Origin of the sequence: Luedemannella helvata (genome assembly GCF_039528415.1) — a bacterium.
GTDB classification, from domain to species: domain Bacteria; phylum Actinomycetota; class Actinomycetes; order Mycobacteriales; family Micromonosporaceae; genus Luedemannella; species Luedemannella helvata.
The window spans coordinates 1-16150 of sequence record NZ_BAAALS010000016.1; the positions used below are offsets into that span (position 1 = coordinate 1).

At 71.3% G+C, this 16150-nt stretch carries 15 protein-coding genes; 10 read left to right on the forward strand and 5 right to left on the reverse strand.

All coding sequences use genetic code 11. From position 1 onward, the window contains the following. The first annotated feature begins 168 nt into the window (after positions 1 to 168). From ABD191_RS16925 to ABD191_RS16955, 7 genes are all read left to right on the forward strand, one after another. Positions 169 to 417: a hypothetical protein gene (locus tag ABD191_RS16925; RefSeq protein ID WP_344082677.1), complete on the forward strand. Its 249-nt coding sequence runs from the start codon at positions 169 to 171 to the stop codon at positions 415 to 417. An 18-nt stretch (positions 418 to 435) separates the two neighbouring features. Further along, positions 436 to 714 (forward strand): ribbon-helix-helix protein, CopG family, encoded by a 279-nt coding sequence (locus ABD191_RS16930; protein WP_344082680.1) that lies wholly within the window; start codon positions 436 to 438, stop codon positions 712 to 714. A gap of 340 nt (positions 715 to 1054) precedes the next feature. Further along, positions 1055 to 2911, forward strand: coding sequence for a PQQ-dependent sugar dehydrogenase (locus ABD191_RS16935; RefSeq protein WP_344082682.1), 1857 nt, complete (start codon positions 1055 to 1057; stop codon positions 2909 to 2911). Positions 2912 to 3061: 150 nt separating this feature from the next. Further along, a complete protein-coding gene (locus ABD191_RS16940) occupies positions 3062 to 4990 on the forward strand; it encodes a serine/threonine protein kinase (protein WP_344082684.1) in 1929 nt (642 codons plus the stop codon). A gap of 58 nt (positions 4991 to 5048) precedes the next feature. Continuing rightward, positions 5049 to 5552 carry an SRPBCC domain-containing protein gene (locus ABD191_RS16945; protein ID WP_344082686.1) on the forward strand — a complete coding sequence of 168 codons (504 nt, stop codon included), beginning with the start codon at positions 5049 to 5051 and terminating at the stop codon, positions 5550 to 5552. A gap of 68 nt (positions 5553 to 5620) precedes the next feature. Next, positions 5621 to 6163, forward strand: a complete 543-nt coding sequence (locus ABD191_RS16950) for a CAP domain-containing protein (protein ID WP_344082688.1) — start codon at positions 5621 to 5623, stop codon at positions 6161 to 6163. A 98-nt stretch (positions 6164 to 6261) separates the two neighbouring features. Next, a complete protein-coding gene (locus tag ABD191_RS16955; protein WP_344082690.1) occupies positions 6262 to 6777 on the forward strand; it encodes a CAP domain-containing protein in 516 nt (171 codons plus the stop codon). Positions 6778 to 6784: 7 nt separating this feature from the next. Here ABD191_RS16955 and glgC read toward each other — a convergent pair whose 3' ends face one another. Then, positions 6785 to 8020 (reverse strand): glucose-1-phosphate adenylyltransferase, encoded by a 1236-nt coding sequence (gene glgC / locus ABD191_RS16960; protein ID WP_425560738.1) that lies wholly within the window; start codon positions 8018 to 8020, stop codon positions 6785 to 6787. A 72-nt stretch (positions 8021 to 8092) separates the two neighbouring features. Between glgC and glgA the strand changes: the two genes are divergently transcribed. The 3 genes from glgA to ABD191_RS16975 all read left to right on the forward strand — a co-directional run bounded on the left by glgA (position 8093) and on the right by ABD191_RS16975 (position 12434). Further along, on the forward strand, positions 8093 to 9586 hold the full coding sequence (gene glgA, locus ABD191_RS16965) for a glycogen synthase GlgA (protein WP_344082692.1): 1494 nt from the start codon (positions 8093 to 8095) through the stop codon (positions 9584 to 9586). Then, the gene (gene glgB / locus ABD191_RS16970; protein ID WP_344082694.1) at positions 9579 to 11690 is read left to right on the forward strand and encodes a 1,4-alpha-glucan branching protein GlgB; all 2112 of its coding nucleotides are present in this window, start codon (positions 9579 to 9581) and stop codon (positions 11688 to 11690) included. The genes glgA and glgB overlap by 8 nt, the downstream gene beginning before the upstream one ends. 78 nt (positions 11691 to 11768) lie before the next feature. Continuing rightward, a complete protein-coding gene (locus tag ABD191_RS16975; RefSeq protein WP_344082696.1) occupies positions 11769 to 12434 on the forward strand; it encodes a hypothetical protein in 666 nt (221 codons plus the stop codon). 16 nt (positions 12435 to 12450) lie between these two features. Here ABD191_RS16975 and ABD191_RS16980 read toward each other — a convergent pair whose 3' ends face one another. The 4 genes from ABD191_RS16980 to ABD191_RS16995 are packed head-to-tail and all read right to left on the reverse strand — an operon-like array spanning position 12451 to position 16008. Further along, the gene (locus ABD191_RS16980; protein WP_425560746.1) at positions 12451 to 13083 is read right to left on the reverse strand and encodes a response regulator; all 633 of its coding nucleotides are present in this window, start codon (positions 13081 to 13083) and stop codon (positions 12451 to 12453) included. Positions 13084 to 13085: 2 nt separating this feature from the next. Beyond that, positions 13086 to 14354 (reverse strand): sensor histidine kinase, encoded by a 1269-nt coding sequence (locus tag ABD191_RS16985; RefSeq protein ID WP_344082700.1) that lies wholly within the window; start codon positions 14352 to 14354, stop codon positions 13086 to 13088. After that, a complete protein-coding gene (locus ABD191_RS16990) occupies positions 14345 to 15085 on the reverse strand; it encodes an ABC transporter permease (protein ID WP_344082702.1) in 741 nt (246 codons plus the stop codon). The genes ABD191_RS16985 and ABD191_RS16990 overlap by 10 nt, the downstream gene beginning before the upstream one ends. Further along, positions 15082 to 16008: an ABC transporter ATP-binding protein gene (locus ABD191_RS16995; RefSeq protein WP_344082704.1), complete on the reverse strand. Its 927-nt coding sequence runs from the start codon at positions 16006 to 16008 to the stop codon at positions 15082 to 15084. The genes ABD191_RS16990 and ABD191_RS16995 overlap by 4 nt, the downstream gene beginning before the upstream one ends. Positions 16009 to 16150 lie beyond the last annotated feature (142 nt).

The following is a 16150-nucleotide window of genomic DNA, read 5'->3' on the forward strand; positions in this document are numbered from 1 at the left end:
GCATGACGGAGATCCTCTCAAGAAAAGAGGTCTCTACCAGCACCGGGGCGGTTCATGAGGTCGCCTGGGGCTTGTGTGCGTGAGGGTGCAGTCGAGTTGCCTGGCGCGGAGGTGCTTGATCGGGCTGCGCGGCTGGCCAGATCCAAGGTTTCGTATTACGTTTGTGGGGTGGAGATACACCGGTCGGCACGCCGACACGACATTACCGATGCGGCCATGCTCCACGCCGCCACCAACCGCCTGGTCGCCTACCCGTTGCAGGACGACGAAGAGCTAGGGCCGCGCCGCGAACTGCGGCTTGGACCAGACCGGGCGGGCAATCTGCTCGAGATCGTTGTTCTCCTCCTCGACGACGACCGACAGTTGATCATCCGCGCGATGCGCATGCGACCCAAGTACCGGGATCTGCTGCCCTAACCCAAATGAGGACAAGCCATGAGCCAGCACAAGCAACCAACGCCCACCTCGGGCGGTGTCCCCGTCACCGACGACTTGGTCAACCAACTGGCCGACGAAGCCGAAGCCGGCTACGACGTCGAAGCCCTACGCCGACGCGGTGGCCGCCCGTTGATGGGCTCCGGTCCTGCCGACGTCGTGCCGGTACGGCTCGACCCAGCACTACGCGCCGCTCTGACCCGCCGCGCCGAAGCCGACAACCGCACCGCCAGCGATGTCATCCGCGACGCCCTGCGAGCCTGGCTCCACGCCGCATAACATCGACAGGCATCCTCAGCAGGCCCGACGCGCGTCAACGCGATGGTGTGCACCACGGTGCGGTGACGTGCGCCCCAGTTGATGTCACTACCGATGCCAACATCACTGGACATCTATGCGGCTCCGGGCCCGACTCGATGAAACCGCTGGTAGCCAGCGAGATCGCCGCCACTCGGCATCTGCGGTCCCGTGAAAACTCCACACGTACTATGTACTCGCAGGGACGGCGCCGGTCTTAGGCTTGTTCCTCGGTCCTGTGCTGTTCATCACGACGTGTTAGATTGACGACTGTCGCTCTATCCGGTAGCGGGCCGTCCCTTCGGCCGGTGAGGAGCCAGTCATGACACGTACCCGAATGTCCCTTGTTCTTTCCTCGGTCGCCGTGGCCACCGCGGCCGTCGGGGTCAGCCTCGTCGTCGCGCCCTCCGCAAACGCGGCGGTCGGCGACTTCGATTTCAGCAGGCCCGAGACCGTGGCGAGCAACCTGACGGCGCCCTGGGGCATGGACTTCCTCCCCGACGGGTCCGCGCTGGTCACCGAGCGCGACAGTGCACGAGTCCTGCGGGTGCGTCCCGGGTCCGCTGCCACGACGGTGACGACGGTGTCCGGGGTCGTCCCCGGCGGCGAGGGCGGGCTGCTCGGCCTGGCCGTCTCGCCCACCTTCGCCACCGACAACTACGTCTACGTCTACTACACGGCCGCGTCCGACAACCGGATCACGCGGTTCCGGCTCGACAGCCCGGGCACCCAGCAGACCGTCCTGACCGGACTGGCCAAGGCCAGCTACCACAACGGCGGCCGGATCGCGTTCGGCCCGGACGGCATGCTCTACGCGGGCGTCGGCGACGCGGGCAACACCGCCAACGCGCAGAACCAGTCCAGCCGCAACGGCAAGATCCTGCGCATGCGGCCCGACGGCAGTGTCCCCGCGGACAACCCGATCTCCGGCTCGCTCGTCTACAGCCTCGGCCACCGCAACGTGCAGGGCCTCGCGTGGGACTCGGCCGGCCGGCTCTTCGCCAGCGAGTTCGGCCAGAACACCTGGGACGAGGTCAACTACATCGTGCCGGGCGGCAACTACGGCTGGCCCAACGTCGAAGGATCGAGCTCGAACACGCAGTACCGCAACCCGATCGTCACCTGGACCACCGCGGAGGCGTCGCCGAGCGGGGCCGCGATCGTGGGCAGCAACCTGTTCGTCGCCGCGCTGCGCGGCACCCGGCTGTGGCAGGTGCCGCTCAACGGCACGTCGGCCGGCACGCCGATCGCGCAGCTCACCGGCACGTACGGGCGCCTGCGCACGGCGGAGCTGGGCCCGGACGGGTACCTGTGGGTGGCGACCAGCAACCGTGACGGGCGCGGCTCGCCGGCCTCGAACGACGACCGGATCCTGCGGTTCCCGCCGGTCGGCGGCACGCCCACGAGCGGCCCGCCGACCACGAGCGCGGCGCCGACCTCGACCCGGCCGCCGACGAGCGCCCCGCCGACCACGACGCGGCCGCCGACCAGCGGCGTCGACACGCAGGCGCCGACGGCGCCGGCCAACCTGGCGTACTCGCTGAGCGGCACGACGCTGACCCTGACCTGGACCGCGTCCACGGACAACGTCGGGGTCACGGCCTACTACATCGACGAGCAGTACTCCGACTACATCCAGCGGCGAACGGTGACCGCGCCCGCCACCTCGCTGACCATCACCATCACCAACCCCGGCGAGCTGCACCGCTACACGGCCTACGCGCGCGACGCGGCGGGCAACATCTCGCCCGCGTCGAACACGGTCAGCTTCGGCACCCCGCCCACCTGCTGGCCGCCGGCGCCGTGCAGCCCGCCGCCCACCTCACGGCCGCCGACGTCCGCGCCGCCGACCAACCCGATCGCCACCTGCGCGGTGACGTGGGAGCCCAACACCTGGTCGAACGGGTTCGTCATCAGCGTGACCCTGACCAACCGGGGCAGCGCCGCGCTGTCGAGCTGGGCGCTCACCTGGACCTGGCCCGGCAACCAGGCCATCACCGGGTACTGGAGCAGCGTCATCACCCAGTCCGGCAGCAGCGTGACCGCCCGCAACGCCGCGTGGAACGGCACTGTGGCGCCCGGGGCCAGCACGAACTTCGGCTTCCAGGGCACGTACTCCGGCACGAACGCGCGGCCCGCGACCATCAGCCTCAACGGCAGCGCCTGCGCCATCAGTTGACCCATGCGGCCATGCCGGCCTGTCGATGTCTGTCGGCAAGCCGGCATGGCCGATCGGGGGTGCGTGCTTCGTGACGGCGTGGCGCAGAATGGCTACGTCACGGCAGCGGGCATCGGGCCGCCGCCGGCGTAGGCGAGCGGGGGATGTCACGTGTCGGTCGGCGAGGCGCCGCGGGTCCGGCCACTGCGCCGGGGCGATCCCGAGCAGCTGGGGCCGTACCGGATCGTGGGGCGGCTCGGCGAGGGCGGCATGGGGACCGTCTTCTACGCCGAGAACGGGGACGGGCAGCCGGTCGCGCTCAAGGTGATCCGGCCCGAGATCGCCGATGACGACGACTTCCGGCGCCGCTTTCAGAAGGAGGTCGACCGGGCCCGCCAGGTGCCGCCCTTCTGTACCGCCGAGGTGCTCGACGCCGACACCGACCACGACCCGCCGTACCTGGTGGTCGAGTACGTCGACGGGCCCACCCTGTCCAATGTGGTGCAGGAGCGCGGGCCGCTGAGCCCGGCCAACCAGCACGGGCTGGCGGTCGGCATGGCGGTCGCGCTCACCGCGATCCACGGTGCCGGCGTCATCCACCGCGACCTCAAGCCCAGCAACGTGCTGCTGGCGCCCGGCAGCCCGAAGGTCATCGACTTCGGCATCGCCCGCGCGGTCGTCGGCCACGACCCGCAGACCCACACGGACCAGATGATGGGCACGGTCGGCTACATGGCCCCCGAGCGGCTGGAGCCGGGCAGGGTACTGACGCCGGCGGCCGACATCTTCGCCTGGGGCGCGGTGGTCGCGTTCGCGGCGACCGGCCGCACCCCGTTCCGGGCCGAGGAACCGGCCGCCGTCGCGCTGAAGATCGTCTCGGAGGAGCCTGACCTCGAAGGGCTCACGGGGCAACTGCGCGACCTTGTCGAGCTGGCGCTCGCGAAGGACCCGGCCGCCCGGCCCACCGCGCGCCAACTGGTCGACCGCCTGCTGGCCGGGGAGGGGTTCGCGAGCGCCGCGACCGACCGGCCGGCGGCCTTCGCCGAGCAGCCCGAGGTGCTCGCCGCGGCCGGGATCGTGCCCGCCACCCAGCCTGTGCCCGGGGCCGCCGACACGGCCGTGCAGCCGTCGTCGAACGCGCAGACGGTCACGCTGCCCAGCGTGGGCCGCGTCCCGGTGTCCCCGACGCCGGTCGTGCCCCGGCAACCGGTACGGGCCGGCGGAGGGCCCGCGTCGCGGGGTCCGGCCCGGCGGCCGGCCGCGGCGGGATCGTCCCGCCGCGGCAACCAGGCGCTGGTCACGATTCTCGCGGTGTGCGTGCTGCTGCTGGGCGGCACGGTGGTCGGCATCCTCACGGGGAAGATCCCGCTGCCCGATCAGGCGGCCTCCCATACCGGCCCGACCGCCGGGGCCGTCGCTCCGCCGGCGAGCGCCGGCGTGCTGACCACGCCGCCCGCCACGACGGCGCCACCCACGAGCGTGGTGCCGACCAGCGCGGTCCCGTCGAGCCCGGCGCCCCCGACCGGCCGGCAGGACACGCCGTCGCTAGCCCCCGACGCGAAGGTGGCGATTAAGGACGCCCTCTCGGCGCCGGGTCGATGGATCAACAGCACGCACTCCACCTACGACGCGTCGTGCACGCTCAAGGGCCGGCTCACAGTCACCCTGAACTACCCGAACCTCGGCTCGTACCGGTGCCAGGGGCCGTCGACCACGTTCACCGACTTCACGGTCGCCGTGGACGTGTCCATCCCGGACGCGAACAGCTGCGCGGGCGTCTGGTACCGGTTCAACAACCCCGCCGGCTACGTCCTGCAGGTCTGCAAGGAGCGCTACGTCCTGCAGACCCACATCAACTCGACCCGTAAGACGCTGACGCCGTACTACTACGTCAAGCCGGTCGCGGACGGCGAGACGATCCACGTGACCATCCGCGCCGACGGCGACACGTTCTTCTTCTACCAGGGCGACGACCTGCTGGGTGAGTTCACCGACCAGACGTTCGCGGGTGGCCGGATCATCCTCGGCGTCATCGTGCCCAGCTCGGCGTCCGTCCCCCCGGTCACCACCACGTTCTCCGACATCACTATCTGGAAGTAGGCTCCCGGCCACCTTCAGCGTGAACCATGTGCGCGGTGGGCGCGTTAGCATCGGGGGCATGCGACGCGCGGAGGCGGCGGTCTCGATCGACGCTCCTATCGAGGTGGTCTGGGCGGTGCTCACCGACCTGGCCGCCTACCCGGCATGGGACCCGTTCATCGCGTCGGCCGAGGGCGGCGTCGCCGTCGGCGACCCGCTGACGTTCGGGGTACGGCTGGCGAGCGGCCGGCGGCTGACCGTGCGGGCGAGGGTGGCCCGCAGCGTCGCGCCCACGCGCATGGGCAGTGCCCTCGTCGCCGTCCTCGAGTACGACCTCGTCGGACGGCTGGCCAGCACCAACGCGGTGCGTTCCCGGCGGCGGCACACGCTGCGGCAGGGCGCCGACGGCGTGACGGCCTACCGGGTGGAGGAGTGGTTCCGGGGCGCCGTGGCGCTGGGCGTGCCCGTGGGCCGGGTCCAGGCCGCGTTCCGGGCGCAGGTCCAGGCGCTCAAGGTCCGCGCGGAAGGGCTGCGCCACGCCGAGCGGACCGTGCCGGAGCCGGCTCCCGCGCCGACGGCCTGACGGACGCGCGCGCACAACCCCTCACCGAGCTGCTATTTTAGCACGTTATGCGATGTAAATCACTTTTTATGATGATTTGTCGTTTTCGTGTTTGGTCCGGCACGCGATCCGTCGCGGCGGTCGCCGCGGGCGTCGTCGCGGGTCTCGCGGCGGGCGCGGTGCTCGGGGCCGCGCCCGGCCTGGCCGGACCCTCCGCCGTGGAGGCGCGCGAGGGCTGGTACGACCCGTACGAGGAGAGCGTCCTCGAACTCACCAACTACGTTCGGCGGGCGTACGGGTGTGAAAACTGGCTGCGGCGCAACAACGCGCTGGAGTCCGCCGCGACGTATCACAGCCGCGAAATGGCGACGTCCCGCTCCATGAGCCATCGCGGGTACGACCGCAGCGACCCGGACGACCGCATCTACTGGGCCGGCTACAACCCGTCCAACGGCTGGGCCGAGAACATCGCCTACGGGTACGGCAGCCCGTACTCCGTGGTGCGGGCGTGGATGGACAGCCCCGGCCACCGCAGGAACATCCTGAACTGCCGGTTCCGGTCCCTGGGCGTGGGTGTCGCGCGCGCCCCGGACGGCACCCTGTACTGGACCCAGAACTTCGGCGGCAGGTAGGAGATGGCATCCCCGGCGGGATCGGACAGCGGAGCACATCCGGGCAGCTGCCTCTGTTCGCCCGTCGGGGGTGCCCGGCCGCTGCTAGTTTCCTGCGTATGGCCTGGAGATCGATCGCCGTGGTCCTCGCCGTCGCGCCGGTGCTCCTTGCGGGTCCGGCGGCCGCCAAACCGGACCCGGGCAACGGAGATCCCATCCGTCCCTCCTACATTCCCGGCTCGTTCCCGGACGAGGTGGTCGAGGTCCATGACCTCACGAACCAGGAGCGGCGCCGCGACGGCTGCCACAACGACCTCCGTGTCGACGAAGCGCTGGCCAATGCCGCCGACGACCACAGCAAGCACATGTCCGCCACCGCGAATGTGACGCACGAGGGGGAGGGGGGCAGCGGGCCGGACGACCGGATGGAGGCGGCCGGCTACGACACCAGCAAGGGTTGGGGCGAGAACATCGCCCAGGGGTACGACACCCCGGAGGCCGTGATGGCCGGGTGGATGAAGAGCAAGCCCCACCGCAAGAACATCCTCAACTGCGACTTCAAGGCGCTCGGGGTGGGCATCGCCCGGGCGGTCGACGGCACGCTCTACTGGACGCAGGACTTCGGCGGCACGTAGGCCACCGTCAGGGTTCGACGCGCTGACCCTTGCCGAGCACCACGATGCCGTTGTCGGTGACGTGGTAGCGCTCGCGGTCGCGTTCGAGGTCGACGCCGATCTCCACGCCCTCCGGGACGATCACGTTCTTGTCCAGGATGGCGTTGCGCACGACGGCGTGGCGGCCGATGTCGACGCCCTCCATCAGCACGGACCCCTCGACGTGCGCCCACGAGTGCACCCGCACGTTTGGCGAGACCACGGAGTTCTCCACGAGGCTGCCGGAGACGACCGCGCCGGGGGAGACGATCGAGCCGATGGCCCGGCCGAGGCGCTCCTGGTAGCCGTGCACGAACTTGGCCGGCGGCCAGGGGCGGTTCTCGGTGTAGATCGGCCACTGGTAGTTGTAGAGGTTGAAGATCGGCTGGATGGCGATGAGGTCCATGTTGGCCTCGTAGTACGAGTCCAGGGTCCCCACGTCGCGCCAGTAGCCCGCGTCGCGTTCCGTGGCGCCGGGCACCTTGTTGTCGCGGAAGTCGTAGACGTTGGCCTCGCCCCGGGCGACCAGCGTGGGGATGATGTTGCCGCCCATGTCGTGCTTGCTGGTCGGGTCCTTCGAGTCCTCGGTGATGGTCTCGCACAGGGCCTGGGTGGTGAACACGTAGTTGCCCATCGACGCGTAGATCTCGTCGGGGGAGTCGGGCAGGCCGACGGCGTCGGTCGGCTTCTCCCGGAAGGCCCTGATGCGCTTGCCGTCCTCGGCGACCTCGATCACGCCGAACTGGCTGGCGGTCGACAGCGGCTGGCGGATGCCGGCCACGGTGACCGCGGCGCCGGACTCGATGTGCTGAGCGACCATCTGCGACGGGTCCATCCGGTAGATGTGGTCCGCGCCGAAGACGATCACATAGTCGGGGTTCTCGTCGTTGATCAGGTTGAAGCTCTGGAAGATCGCGTCGGCGGAGCCGGCGAACCAGCGCGGGCCGAGCCGCTGCTGGGCGGGCACGGGCGCGATGTAGTTGCCGAGCAGGTTCGACATGCGCCAGGTCTTGGTGACGTGGCGGTCGAGCGAGTGCGACTTGTACTGCGTCAACACGACGATCTTGAGGTAGCCGCCGTTGACGAGGTTCGACAGCGCGAAGTCGATCATGCGGTACAGGCCCCCGAACGGGACGGCCGGTTTCGCCCGGTCGGCGGTGAGGGGGAGCAGTCGCTTGCCTTCGCCGCCGGCGAGCACCATCGCGAGAACCTTCGGCGCCACCATGCCCCGAACGTTAGCGATCAAATGCCGCTAGCACCACCCGTAACCAAAGGTCCGATGGACTAGGGTGCGTGCGTGAGGATCCTTTTCGTCGCCTCCGAGGGCCTGCCCTTCTCGAAGACCGGCGGCCTCGCCGACGTGCTGGCCGGCCTGCCCAAGGCCCTGGTCGCGCTGGGTCACGAGGTCGCCGTCGTGCTGCCGCGCAGCCGCGGCGCTGTCGAGGCGGCCCGGGTCACGCCCCGCGTCGTGGTGCCGAGTCTCACGGTCGGGCCCAGCGACCGGCCGCGGTTCCCCGCCGTGCTCGGCGACATGGTCGTCGACGGCGTGCAGTACTTCCTGCTCGACGACCCGGGGTACTTCGATCGCGAAAGTCTCTACGGCGACGCGGCGGGCGACTACCCCGACAACGCCGAGCGGTACGCGGAGTTGAGCCGGGCCGCGATCGAGATCGCCAAGCACGTCTGGCTGCCCGACGTCATCCACTGCCACGACTGGCAGGCCGCGCTCGTGCCCGTGCTGCTGCGCACGGTCTACGCCGACGATCCGGTGCTGGCCGCCGTGCGCTGCGTGCTGACGGTGCACAACCTCGGCTACCACGGGCAGTTCCCGGCCGCGACACTCGCCCGCGTCGGGCTGCCCGAGTCGCTGTTCCACATGGACCGCCTGGAGTTCTTCGGCGACATCAACTACCTCAAGGGCGGCCTCGTGTACGCCGACTACCTCACGACCGTCAGCCGCCGGTACGCCCGTGAGATCCAGACCCCGGAGGTCGGCCACGGCCTCGACGGGGTCCTCGCGACCCGGGCCGACCGGCTGGTCGGCATCCTCAACGGCGCCGACTACGCGGAGTGGAACCCGGCCGACGACCCCCGCATCGCGGCCGCGTTCTCGGCCGAGGACCTGGCCGGCAAGCGGGCGTGCCGCCGGGACCTGCTCAGCGAGTTCGCCCTGCCGGACACAGCCGGCCCGGTGCTGGGCATGGTGTCGCGGCTCGTCGACCACAAGGGTTTCGACCTGGTCACGGAGGCCCTGGACGCGCTCGTCGGTCTCGGCCTGACGATCGTGCTGCTCGGCTCGGGAGAGGCCCGGTACGAGATCGCGCTGCGGGAGTTCGCCGCCCTGCACCCCAAGCGGTGCGGGGTGCGCATCGGGTACGACGAGAAGCTCGCTCACAAGATCATTGCCGGGTCGGACATGTTCCTCATGCCCTCCCACGAGGAACCCAGCGGCCTGACCCAGCTCTACAGCCTGCGCTACGGCACCGTACCGATCGTGCGGGCGACCGGCGGGCTGCACGACTCCATCGAGCCGCACGACCCGCCGCGCAGCGTCGGCACGGGCTTCACCTTCACCGACTACACGACCGACGCCATGATCTCCTGCGTACGCCGGGCCCGCGCGGCCTACGACGACCGGTCCCGGTGGCGGCAGTTGCAGTTGGCCGGCATGGGCAAGGATTTCTCGTGGCCCGGCTCCGCCCGCAGGTACGTCGAGGTCTACGCGGCCGCGCAGGTGCTGGCCGCCGATCAGCTCGTGCCGCCACCCGACTCCGGGAGTGCCCATGTATGACGGCGTGATCTCCGGTGAGACCCACGACCCGCACGCCGTGCTGGGCGCGCACCCCCACGGCGACACGACCGTGATCCGCACGCTGCGCCGCGGCGCCGGTTCCGTGGCCGCGCTCGTCGACGGAGCGCGCCACGACATGACCCGGGTCCATGACGCGGGGGTGTTCGAGGTACAAGTGCCCGGCACGGTGACCGACTACCGCCTCGACGTGGACGGTCACGAGGTCGACGACCCGTACCGGCACCTGCCCACCCTCGGCGAGTTCGACCTGCAGCTCATCAGCGAGGGCCGGCACGAGCGGCTCTGGCACGCCCTCGGGGCGCGCCCGGCCGCCGCTGGCGCGGGCGTGGCGTTCGCCGTGTGGGCGCCCAACGCCCGCGGGGTACGCGTCTACGGCGACTTCACCGGCTGGGGCGCGCACGAGGGCTGGCCCATGCGCTCGATGGGCGCGTCCGGGGTGTGGGAACTGTACGTTCCGGACGCCGTACCCGGGCAGTTGTACAAGTACCGCGTCCTCGGCGCGGACGGTGAGTGGCGCGAGAAGACCGACCCGCTGGCGGCCTACACGGAGGTCCCGCCCCGTAACGCGGCGCGCGTCTTCCGGACCGGCCACCAGTGGGGCGACGGCGAGTGGCTGGCGCGCCGGGCCGCCGCGTCGCCGCACGTGGAGCCGGTCAGCATCTACGAGGTGCACCTGGGCTCGTGGCGTCCCGGGCTGACGTACGCGGAACTGGCCGAGCAGCTCACCGCCTACGTCGTGGCGATGGGCTTCACGCACGTGGAGTTCCTGCCGGTCATGGAGCACCCGTACGGCGGGTCGTGGGGCTACCAGGTCAGCGGCTACTACGCCCCGACGGCCCGGTTCGGCGACCCGGACGGCTTCCGCCTGCTCGTCGACGCGCTGCACCGGGCCGGCATCGGCGTGATCCTCGACTGGGTGCCCGCCCACTTCCCCAAGGACGAGTGGGCGCTGGCCCGTTTCGACGGCACCGCCCTCTACGAGCACGCCGACCCGCGCCGGGGCGAACACCCTGACTGGGGCACGTACATCTTCGACTACGGGCGCCCGGAGGTGCGCAACTTCCTCGTCGCCAACGCCCTCTACTGGTGCGAGGAGTTCCACGTCGACGGCCTGCGCGTCGACGCGGTCGCGTCCATGCTCTACCTCGACTACTCGCGCGAGCCGGGCGAGTGGGTGCCCAACTTCCAGGGTGGGCGCGAGAACCTGGAGGCGGTGTCGTTCCTGCAGGAACTCAACGCGACCGTCTACAAGCACCACCCGGGCGTGCTCATGGTCGCCGAGGAGTCCACCGCGTGGCCCGGCGTGACGAAGCCGACCAACGCCGCCGGCCTGGGCTTCGGCTTCAAGTGGAACATGGGCTGGATGCACGACACCCTGGCCTACCTGGCCAAGGACCCGGTGCACCGCCGGTGGCACCACAACCAGATGACCTTCTCCACGGTGTACGCGTGGACGGAGAACTTCATCCTGCCGATCAGCCACGACGAGGTCGTGCACGGCAAGGGATCCCTGGTCGCCAAGATGCCCGGCGACTGGTGGCGCCAGCTCGCCACCACCCGCGCCCTGCTCGCCTACATGTGGTCGCACCCGGGCAAGCAGCTGCTGTTCATGGGCGCCGAGCTGGGCGACCCGCGCGAGTGGAGCGAGGAACGCGGCCTCGACTGGGGGCTGCGCGACGACCCCGCCCGCGCTGGCGTCGGCGCCCTCGTGCGCGACCTCAACGCCGCCTACCGCGCCCACGCGGCCCTGTGGTCCAAGGACACCTCGCCCGACGGGTTCGCCTGGATCGTCGGGGACGACGCCGACCGCAACCTGTTCGCCTTCGAGCGCATCGGGGCGGACGGCACCCGCCTGGTCTGCGTGGTCAACTTCTCCGCGCTGCCGCACGAGGGGTACCGGCTGGGCCTGCCGGTGGGCGGCCGCTGGGACGAGGTCATCAACACGGACGCGCAGGCCTACGGCGGCTCCGGGGTGGGCAACCTCGGCAACGTGTGGGCCGACGCGGTGCCGGCGCACGGCCGCTCGCACTCGGCCGTCCTGCGCATTCCGCCGCTCGGCGCGCTCTGGCTGCGGCCGCACTAGCGGCAGGTCCGTGCGCTCCGCCGGTCACCCGGACGCGCCACCAACGAGTGGCGTCGATGGGTGGGCTATAACTGACGGGTGCTGATCACCTTGCGGGCCGCTGTCGCGGCAGCCGCCGTAGCGACCGTTCTCACGGCGAGCGCCGGCTGCGGCCCGGCCGCCACCACGGCGGCCCCGGCCGTACCCGCCGGCGCGACCTCCGCGGCCTCCGCTCCGACGAGTGCGACGCGTCCGCCGGCCGGCGCCACGTCGGCGAAGCCGGCCGCGACCCGCGGCACGGTGTCGACGCGGCCGACCCGCAAGCCCGACACCTCGGCCACCAGCGCGCGCACGACCCGGCCGGCGAGCGGGACCGGGCCACGCATCATCAGCGCGGCCCTCACGACGCCCGATCCGCGCGACGGCACCGGCATGCCGGTGGACGCGTTGCACCAGGAGGGCTGCGGCACGCCCGACTCGGTGAACATCCACGTTCAGGTGACCGACCCGACCGGGCGGATGAGCCGGATGTACTACGAGTACGAGGTGGCCGCCGCGGAGCCGCTGCGCGGCCGCAGCGACTTCTTCGAGATCGGCGCGATCCGCAACGGGGTCGAGAACTACAAGACCGTGATCGGGCCGATCAAGGCGCTTCCGGCCAACGCCGCCGGCGGGACGGTCACCATCACCATCCACGCCGTCAACACCGCCGGCAAGGAGGCGCCGACCCGGCAGGTGCGCGCGACCCTGCGACCCTGCCGCTGACCGGCCACGGCCCGGGTCAGCGGCGGCCCGGGGTGAGCAGGCCGCGCTCGAACGCGGCCGCCACCGCCGACGCCCGGTCCTTCACGCCCAGCTTGGCGTAGATGTGCAGCAGGTGCGTCTTCACGGTCGCCTCGCTGATGAACAGCTGCGCCGCCGCCTCCCGGTTCGTGGTGCCCTGCGCGATCAGGCCCAGCACCTCCAGCTCCCGCTGGCTCAGCGGTTCCTTGGCGGGGTTGCGCAGCTGGCCCATCAGCCGGGCCGCCACGGACGGCGACAGCACGGCCTCGCCGGCCGCGGCCGCGCGTACCGCCCGGAACAGCTCCTCGCGCGGGACGTCCTTGAGCAGGTAGCCGGTCGCGCCCGCCTCGACGGCCGGCAGCACGTCGCTGTCCGTGTCGTACGTCGTGAGCACCAGCACCCGCGACGGCACCCCGCGCTCGCGTAGCGCGGCGATCGCGGCCACGCCGTCCATGCGCGGCATGCGCAGGTCCATCAGGATCACATCAGGCAGTACGGCCGACGCGACCGTGACGGCCTCGTCCCCGGTCGCCGCCTCGCCGACCACCTCGAACCCGGGGTCGCCGGCGAACATGCCGCGCAGCCCGTCCCGCACGACCGGGTGGTCGTCGACGATCACGATCCGGATCACTGTCATGCCGTCACGATCGCCGGTACGCACGCCGAGATGGCGGTGCCCGTGCCGGGCTCGGACTCGACCGCGAGGGTGCCGGCGACCCGGCTGACCCGTTCGCGCATCGCGGACAGGCCGAAGCCGCCGTCCGTACGGTCGGGCCGCACCTGGGTGGGGTCGAAGCCGGCGCCGTCGTCGCGTACGTCCAGGGTCACGAGGTCCTCCATGTACGACAGGGTGAGGCCGACGCGCGACGCGGCGGCGTGCTTGGCCACGTTGGCCAGCGCCTCCTGGGCCGTGCGCAGCAGCGTGATCTCCAGTTCCGGCAGCAGTGGCCGGGCGTCGCCCGTGGTCACCAGTGTGGCCGGCACCCCGCTGTCGCCGGACCAGCGCTCCACCACCTCGGTGAGCGCGTCCGGCAGCCGGGCTGTCTCCAGCGGCTGCGGTCGCAGCGCGTGCACCGACCGGCGGGCCTCCGTCAGGCTGTCGCGGGCCAGGCGCGCCGCCGCGCGCACGTGCCGGCGCCACTCGTCCGGCTGCCCGGCCGCCTGCTCGGCCGCCTCCAACTGGGTGACGACGCCGGTGAGACCCTGGGCGAGCGTGTCGTGGATCTCCCGGGCCATCCGTTGGCGCTCGTCGAGCACGCCGGCCTCCCGCGCCTGGATGATCAGCTGGGCGTGCAGGCCGGCGTTCTCGGCCAGGGCCGATTCCAGCTTCTCGTTCGCCTCGGCGAGCGCGGCGATCTCGCGCTGACGCCGGGCCGTCTGCGCGTCGGTGACCCAGCTCAGCGCCATCATGGCGCTGGTGAGTGCCAGGTTGAACACCCACACCAGCCCGAAGACCATGACACCCATGAGCCCGCTGGTGAGGGTCGGGAGGCCGCCCGTCTGCGACAGGGCGGTGGAGACCGCCGTGGCGGCCACGCCGAGATAGCGCCAGCGTCCCACCAGGGCGTACACGGCGTGCAGGTACCCGCCGAAGGAGAAGAAGCCGAACAGCGGGCTGTTCACCACGAGCAGGAACGACAGGACCGCCAGGACGGCGAAGTACCCGCCCATCAGGGCGCGCCGGTGCTGCCACTGCGGGTGCAGGGTGACCATCCAGAGCATCCACAGTCCGGTCACCACGGTCAGGGCGAAGGTGCGGGCCAGCGAGTCCACCGGCCAGAACGGGGAGACCAGCCAGGTGAGCAGCATGGACACGACCAGGCACACGTACGGGACGATCGTGAGGACCCGACCCAGTTCGCGTTCCCAGCTGTCCAGCCGGCTCGCGGTGCTCACTGCCATCGGAACATTCTGGCCGCCGCCAGCCCGAACGCCACCAGGTATCCGACGAGCACGGCCACCGGGCCCAGGCCCGGCCAGTCGCCCGTTGTCGCGGCGCGCAGCGCCTCCTCGCCGGCGCCCAGCGGAGTCAGGTCGGCGATGGTGCGCAGCACGGGCGGCATGACCTCGCGCGGGATCCACAGGCCCGCGAAGAACATGAGCGGGAAGAACAGCAGCGAGCCGATCGCGGTGGCCGCCTTGCCGTTCGGCGCGACGGCGGCCACGAACAGGCCCAGCGCGAACACGGCGGCCGACGTCAGCAGGAACGCGACCGCGTACGCGACCGCGTTGCGCGGCAGCGACACGTCGAACGCGATCCGGCCCACCGCGAGGACCAGCCCCACGGCCACCAGTGCGATGAGCATGTTGGCGATGAGCTGCGCGGCCACGACGCGGACCGGGTTCACCGGCGTCGTCGACATGCGGCGCAGGATGCCCCGCTCCCGGTAGGTGGCCAGCACGACCGGCGCCGCCTGCAGCGCCAGCATGGCGAGCACGAAGATGGCCGCGATGGCGACGTACAGGTCGATGACCCGGTGGCCGCCCAGCGCCGGATCCGGCTTCCGGAACGCCTTGACGTTGCCCAGGATCGCCACGAGCACCGAGGGGAACAGCACGGCGAAGAACACCGACATCGGCTCGCGCAGGAACAGCCGCAGTTCGGTCAGGGTCAGCTTGCGCAGCGCGGTCATACCGTCGTCTCCTCGTCCGTGTCGATGGAACGGCCCGTCAGCGCGACGAAGGCGTCGTCCAGGGTGGCCTGCTCGACCCGCAGGTCGAGCGGGCGGATCTGTTCGCGGGCCAGCACGGTGACGACGGCGAGCAGCACGTCCTCGCGGCCGGTGACGAGCACCCGCGGGCCGCTGCGCGTCACGCTCGTCACCTCGGGCAGGTCGCCGAGCAGCCTGTCGTCCAGCGGCGCCGACGGGCGGAACCAGATCCGCTGCTCGTCGGCGACCTTCGCGGTCAGGCCGGCGGGCGTGTCGAGGGCCACGACCCGTCCCGCGTCGATGAGCGCGAGCCGGTCGCAGAGGCGCTCGGCCTCCTCCATGAAGTGGGTGACCAGGACGACCGTGACGCCCTTGTCGCGGATCGCCTCCACGAGCTGCCACGTGTCGCGGCGCGCCTGCGGATCCAGCCCGGTGGTCAGCTCGTCGAGGATCGCCACGCGCGGCCTGCCGATCAGCGCGAGCGCGATGGACAGCCGCTGCTTCTGCCCGCCGGAGAGCTTGCCGAACCGGGTCTTCAGCTGCGCCGTCAGGCCGAGATCGGCGATGAGCTGCCGCCAGTCCGCCGGGTCGGGATAGAACGAGGCGTAGAGGTCCAGCGCCTCCGCGACGGACAACTTCTCGGGCAGCTGGCTCTCCTGCAGTTGCACGCCCACGAGACGGCGCAGCTTCGCGCCGTCGGTGCGCGGGTCAAGGCCGAGCACCCGGATGCCGCCGCTGTCGGGCGTCCGCAGGCCCGCGATGCATTCGACCGTCGTGGTCTTGCCCGCGCCGTTCGGGCCGAGGATGCCGAAGATCTCGCCCTCCTCGACCGTGAAGGAAACGTCGTCGACGGCGACCCGCTCGCCGTACCTCTTGTTGAGGTTGCTGACCTCGATGACCGGCATACCCGTCCTCTCCCGACCCGCCCCCGTTGCGATACCAGCGTGCGGCACGCGCGCACGCCGCGAATCGACCGCGCGGCAGGCCCGGCGCCGCGCATGGGTGGACCTTCTTTATCAACCCATCGGTGGATGCGCGGCCGCCCAC

Excerpts from the sequence above, each read along its gene's own strand:
- glgC (WP_425560738.1), bottom strand. The coding sequence starts at position 8,020 with ATGGTGGCGCCGAAGGTTCTCGCGATGGTGCTCGCCGGCGGCGAAGGC.
- ABD191_RS16945 (WP_344082686.1), top strand. The coding sequence starts at position 5,049 with ATGCGACGCGCGGAGGCGGCGGTCTCGATCGACGCTCCTATCGAGGTG.
- glgB (WP_344082694.1), top strand. The coding sequence starts at position 9,579 with ATGTATGACGGCGTGATCTCCGGTGAGACCCACGACCCGCACGCCGTG.
- ABD191_RS16935 (WP_344082682.1), top strand. The coding sequence starts at position 1,055 with ATGACACGTACCCGAATGTCCCTTGTTCTTTCCTCGGTCGCCGTGGCC.
- ABD191_RS16930 (WP_344082680.1), top strand. The coding sequence starts at position 436 with ATGAGCCAGCACAAGCAACCAACGCCCACCTCGGGCGGTGTCCCCGTC.
- ABD191_RS16995 (WP_344082704.1), bottom strand. The coding sequence starts at position 16,008 with ATGCCGGTCATCGAGGTCAGCAACCTCAACAAGAGGTACGGCGAGCGG.
- ABD191_RS16990 (WP_344082702.1), bottom strand. The coding sequence starts at position 15,085 with ATGACCGCGCTGCGCAAGCTGACCCTGACCGAACTGCGGCTGTTCCTG.
- ABD191_RS16950 (WP_344082688.1), top strand. The coding sequence starts at position 5,621 with ATGATGATTTGTCGTTTTCGTGTTTGGTCCGGCACGCGATCCGTCGCG.
- ABD191_RS16985 (WP_344082700.1), bottom strand. The coding sequence starts at position 14,354 with ATGGCAGTGAGCACCGCGAGCCGGCTGGACAGCTGGGAACGCGAACTG.
- ABD191_RS16955 (WP_344082690.1), top strand. The coding sequence starts at position 6,262 with ATGGCCTGGAGATCGATCGCCGTGGTCCTCGCCGTCGCGCCGGTGCTC.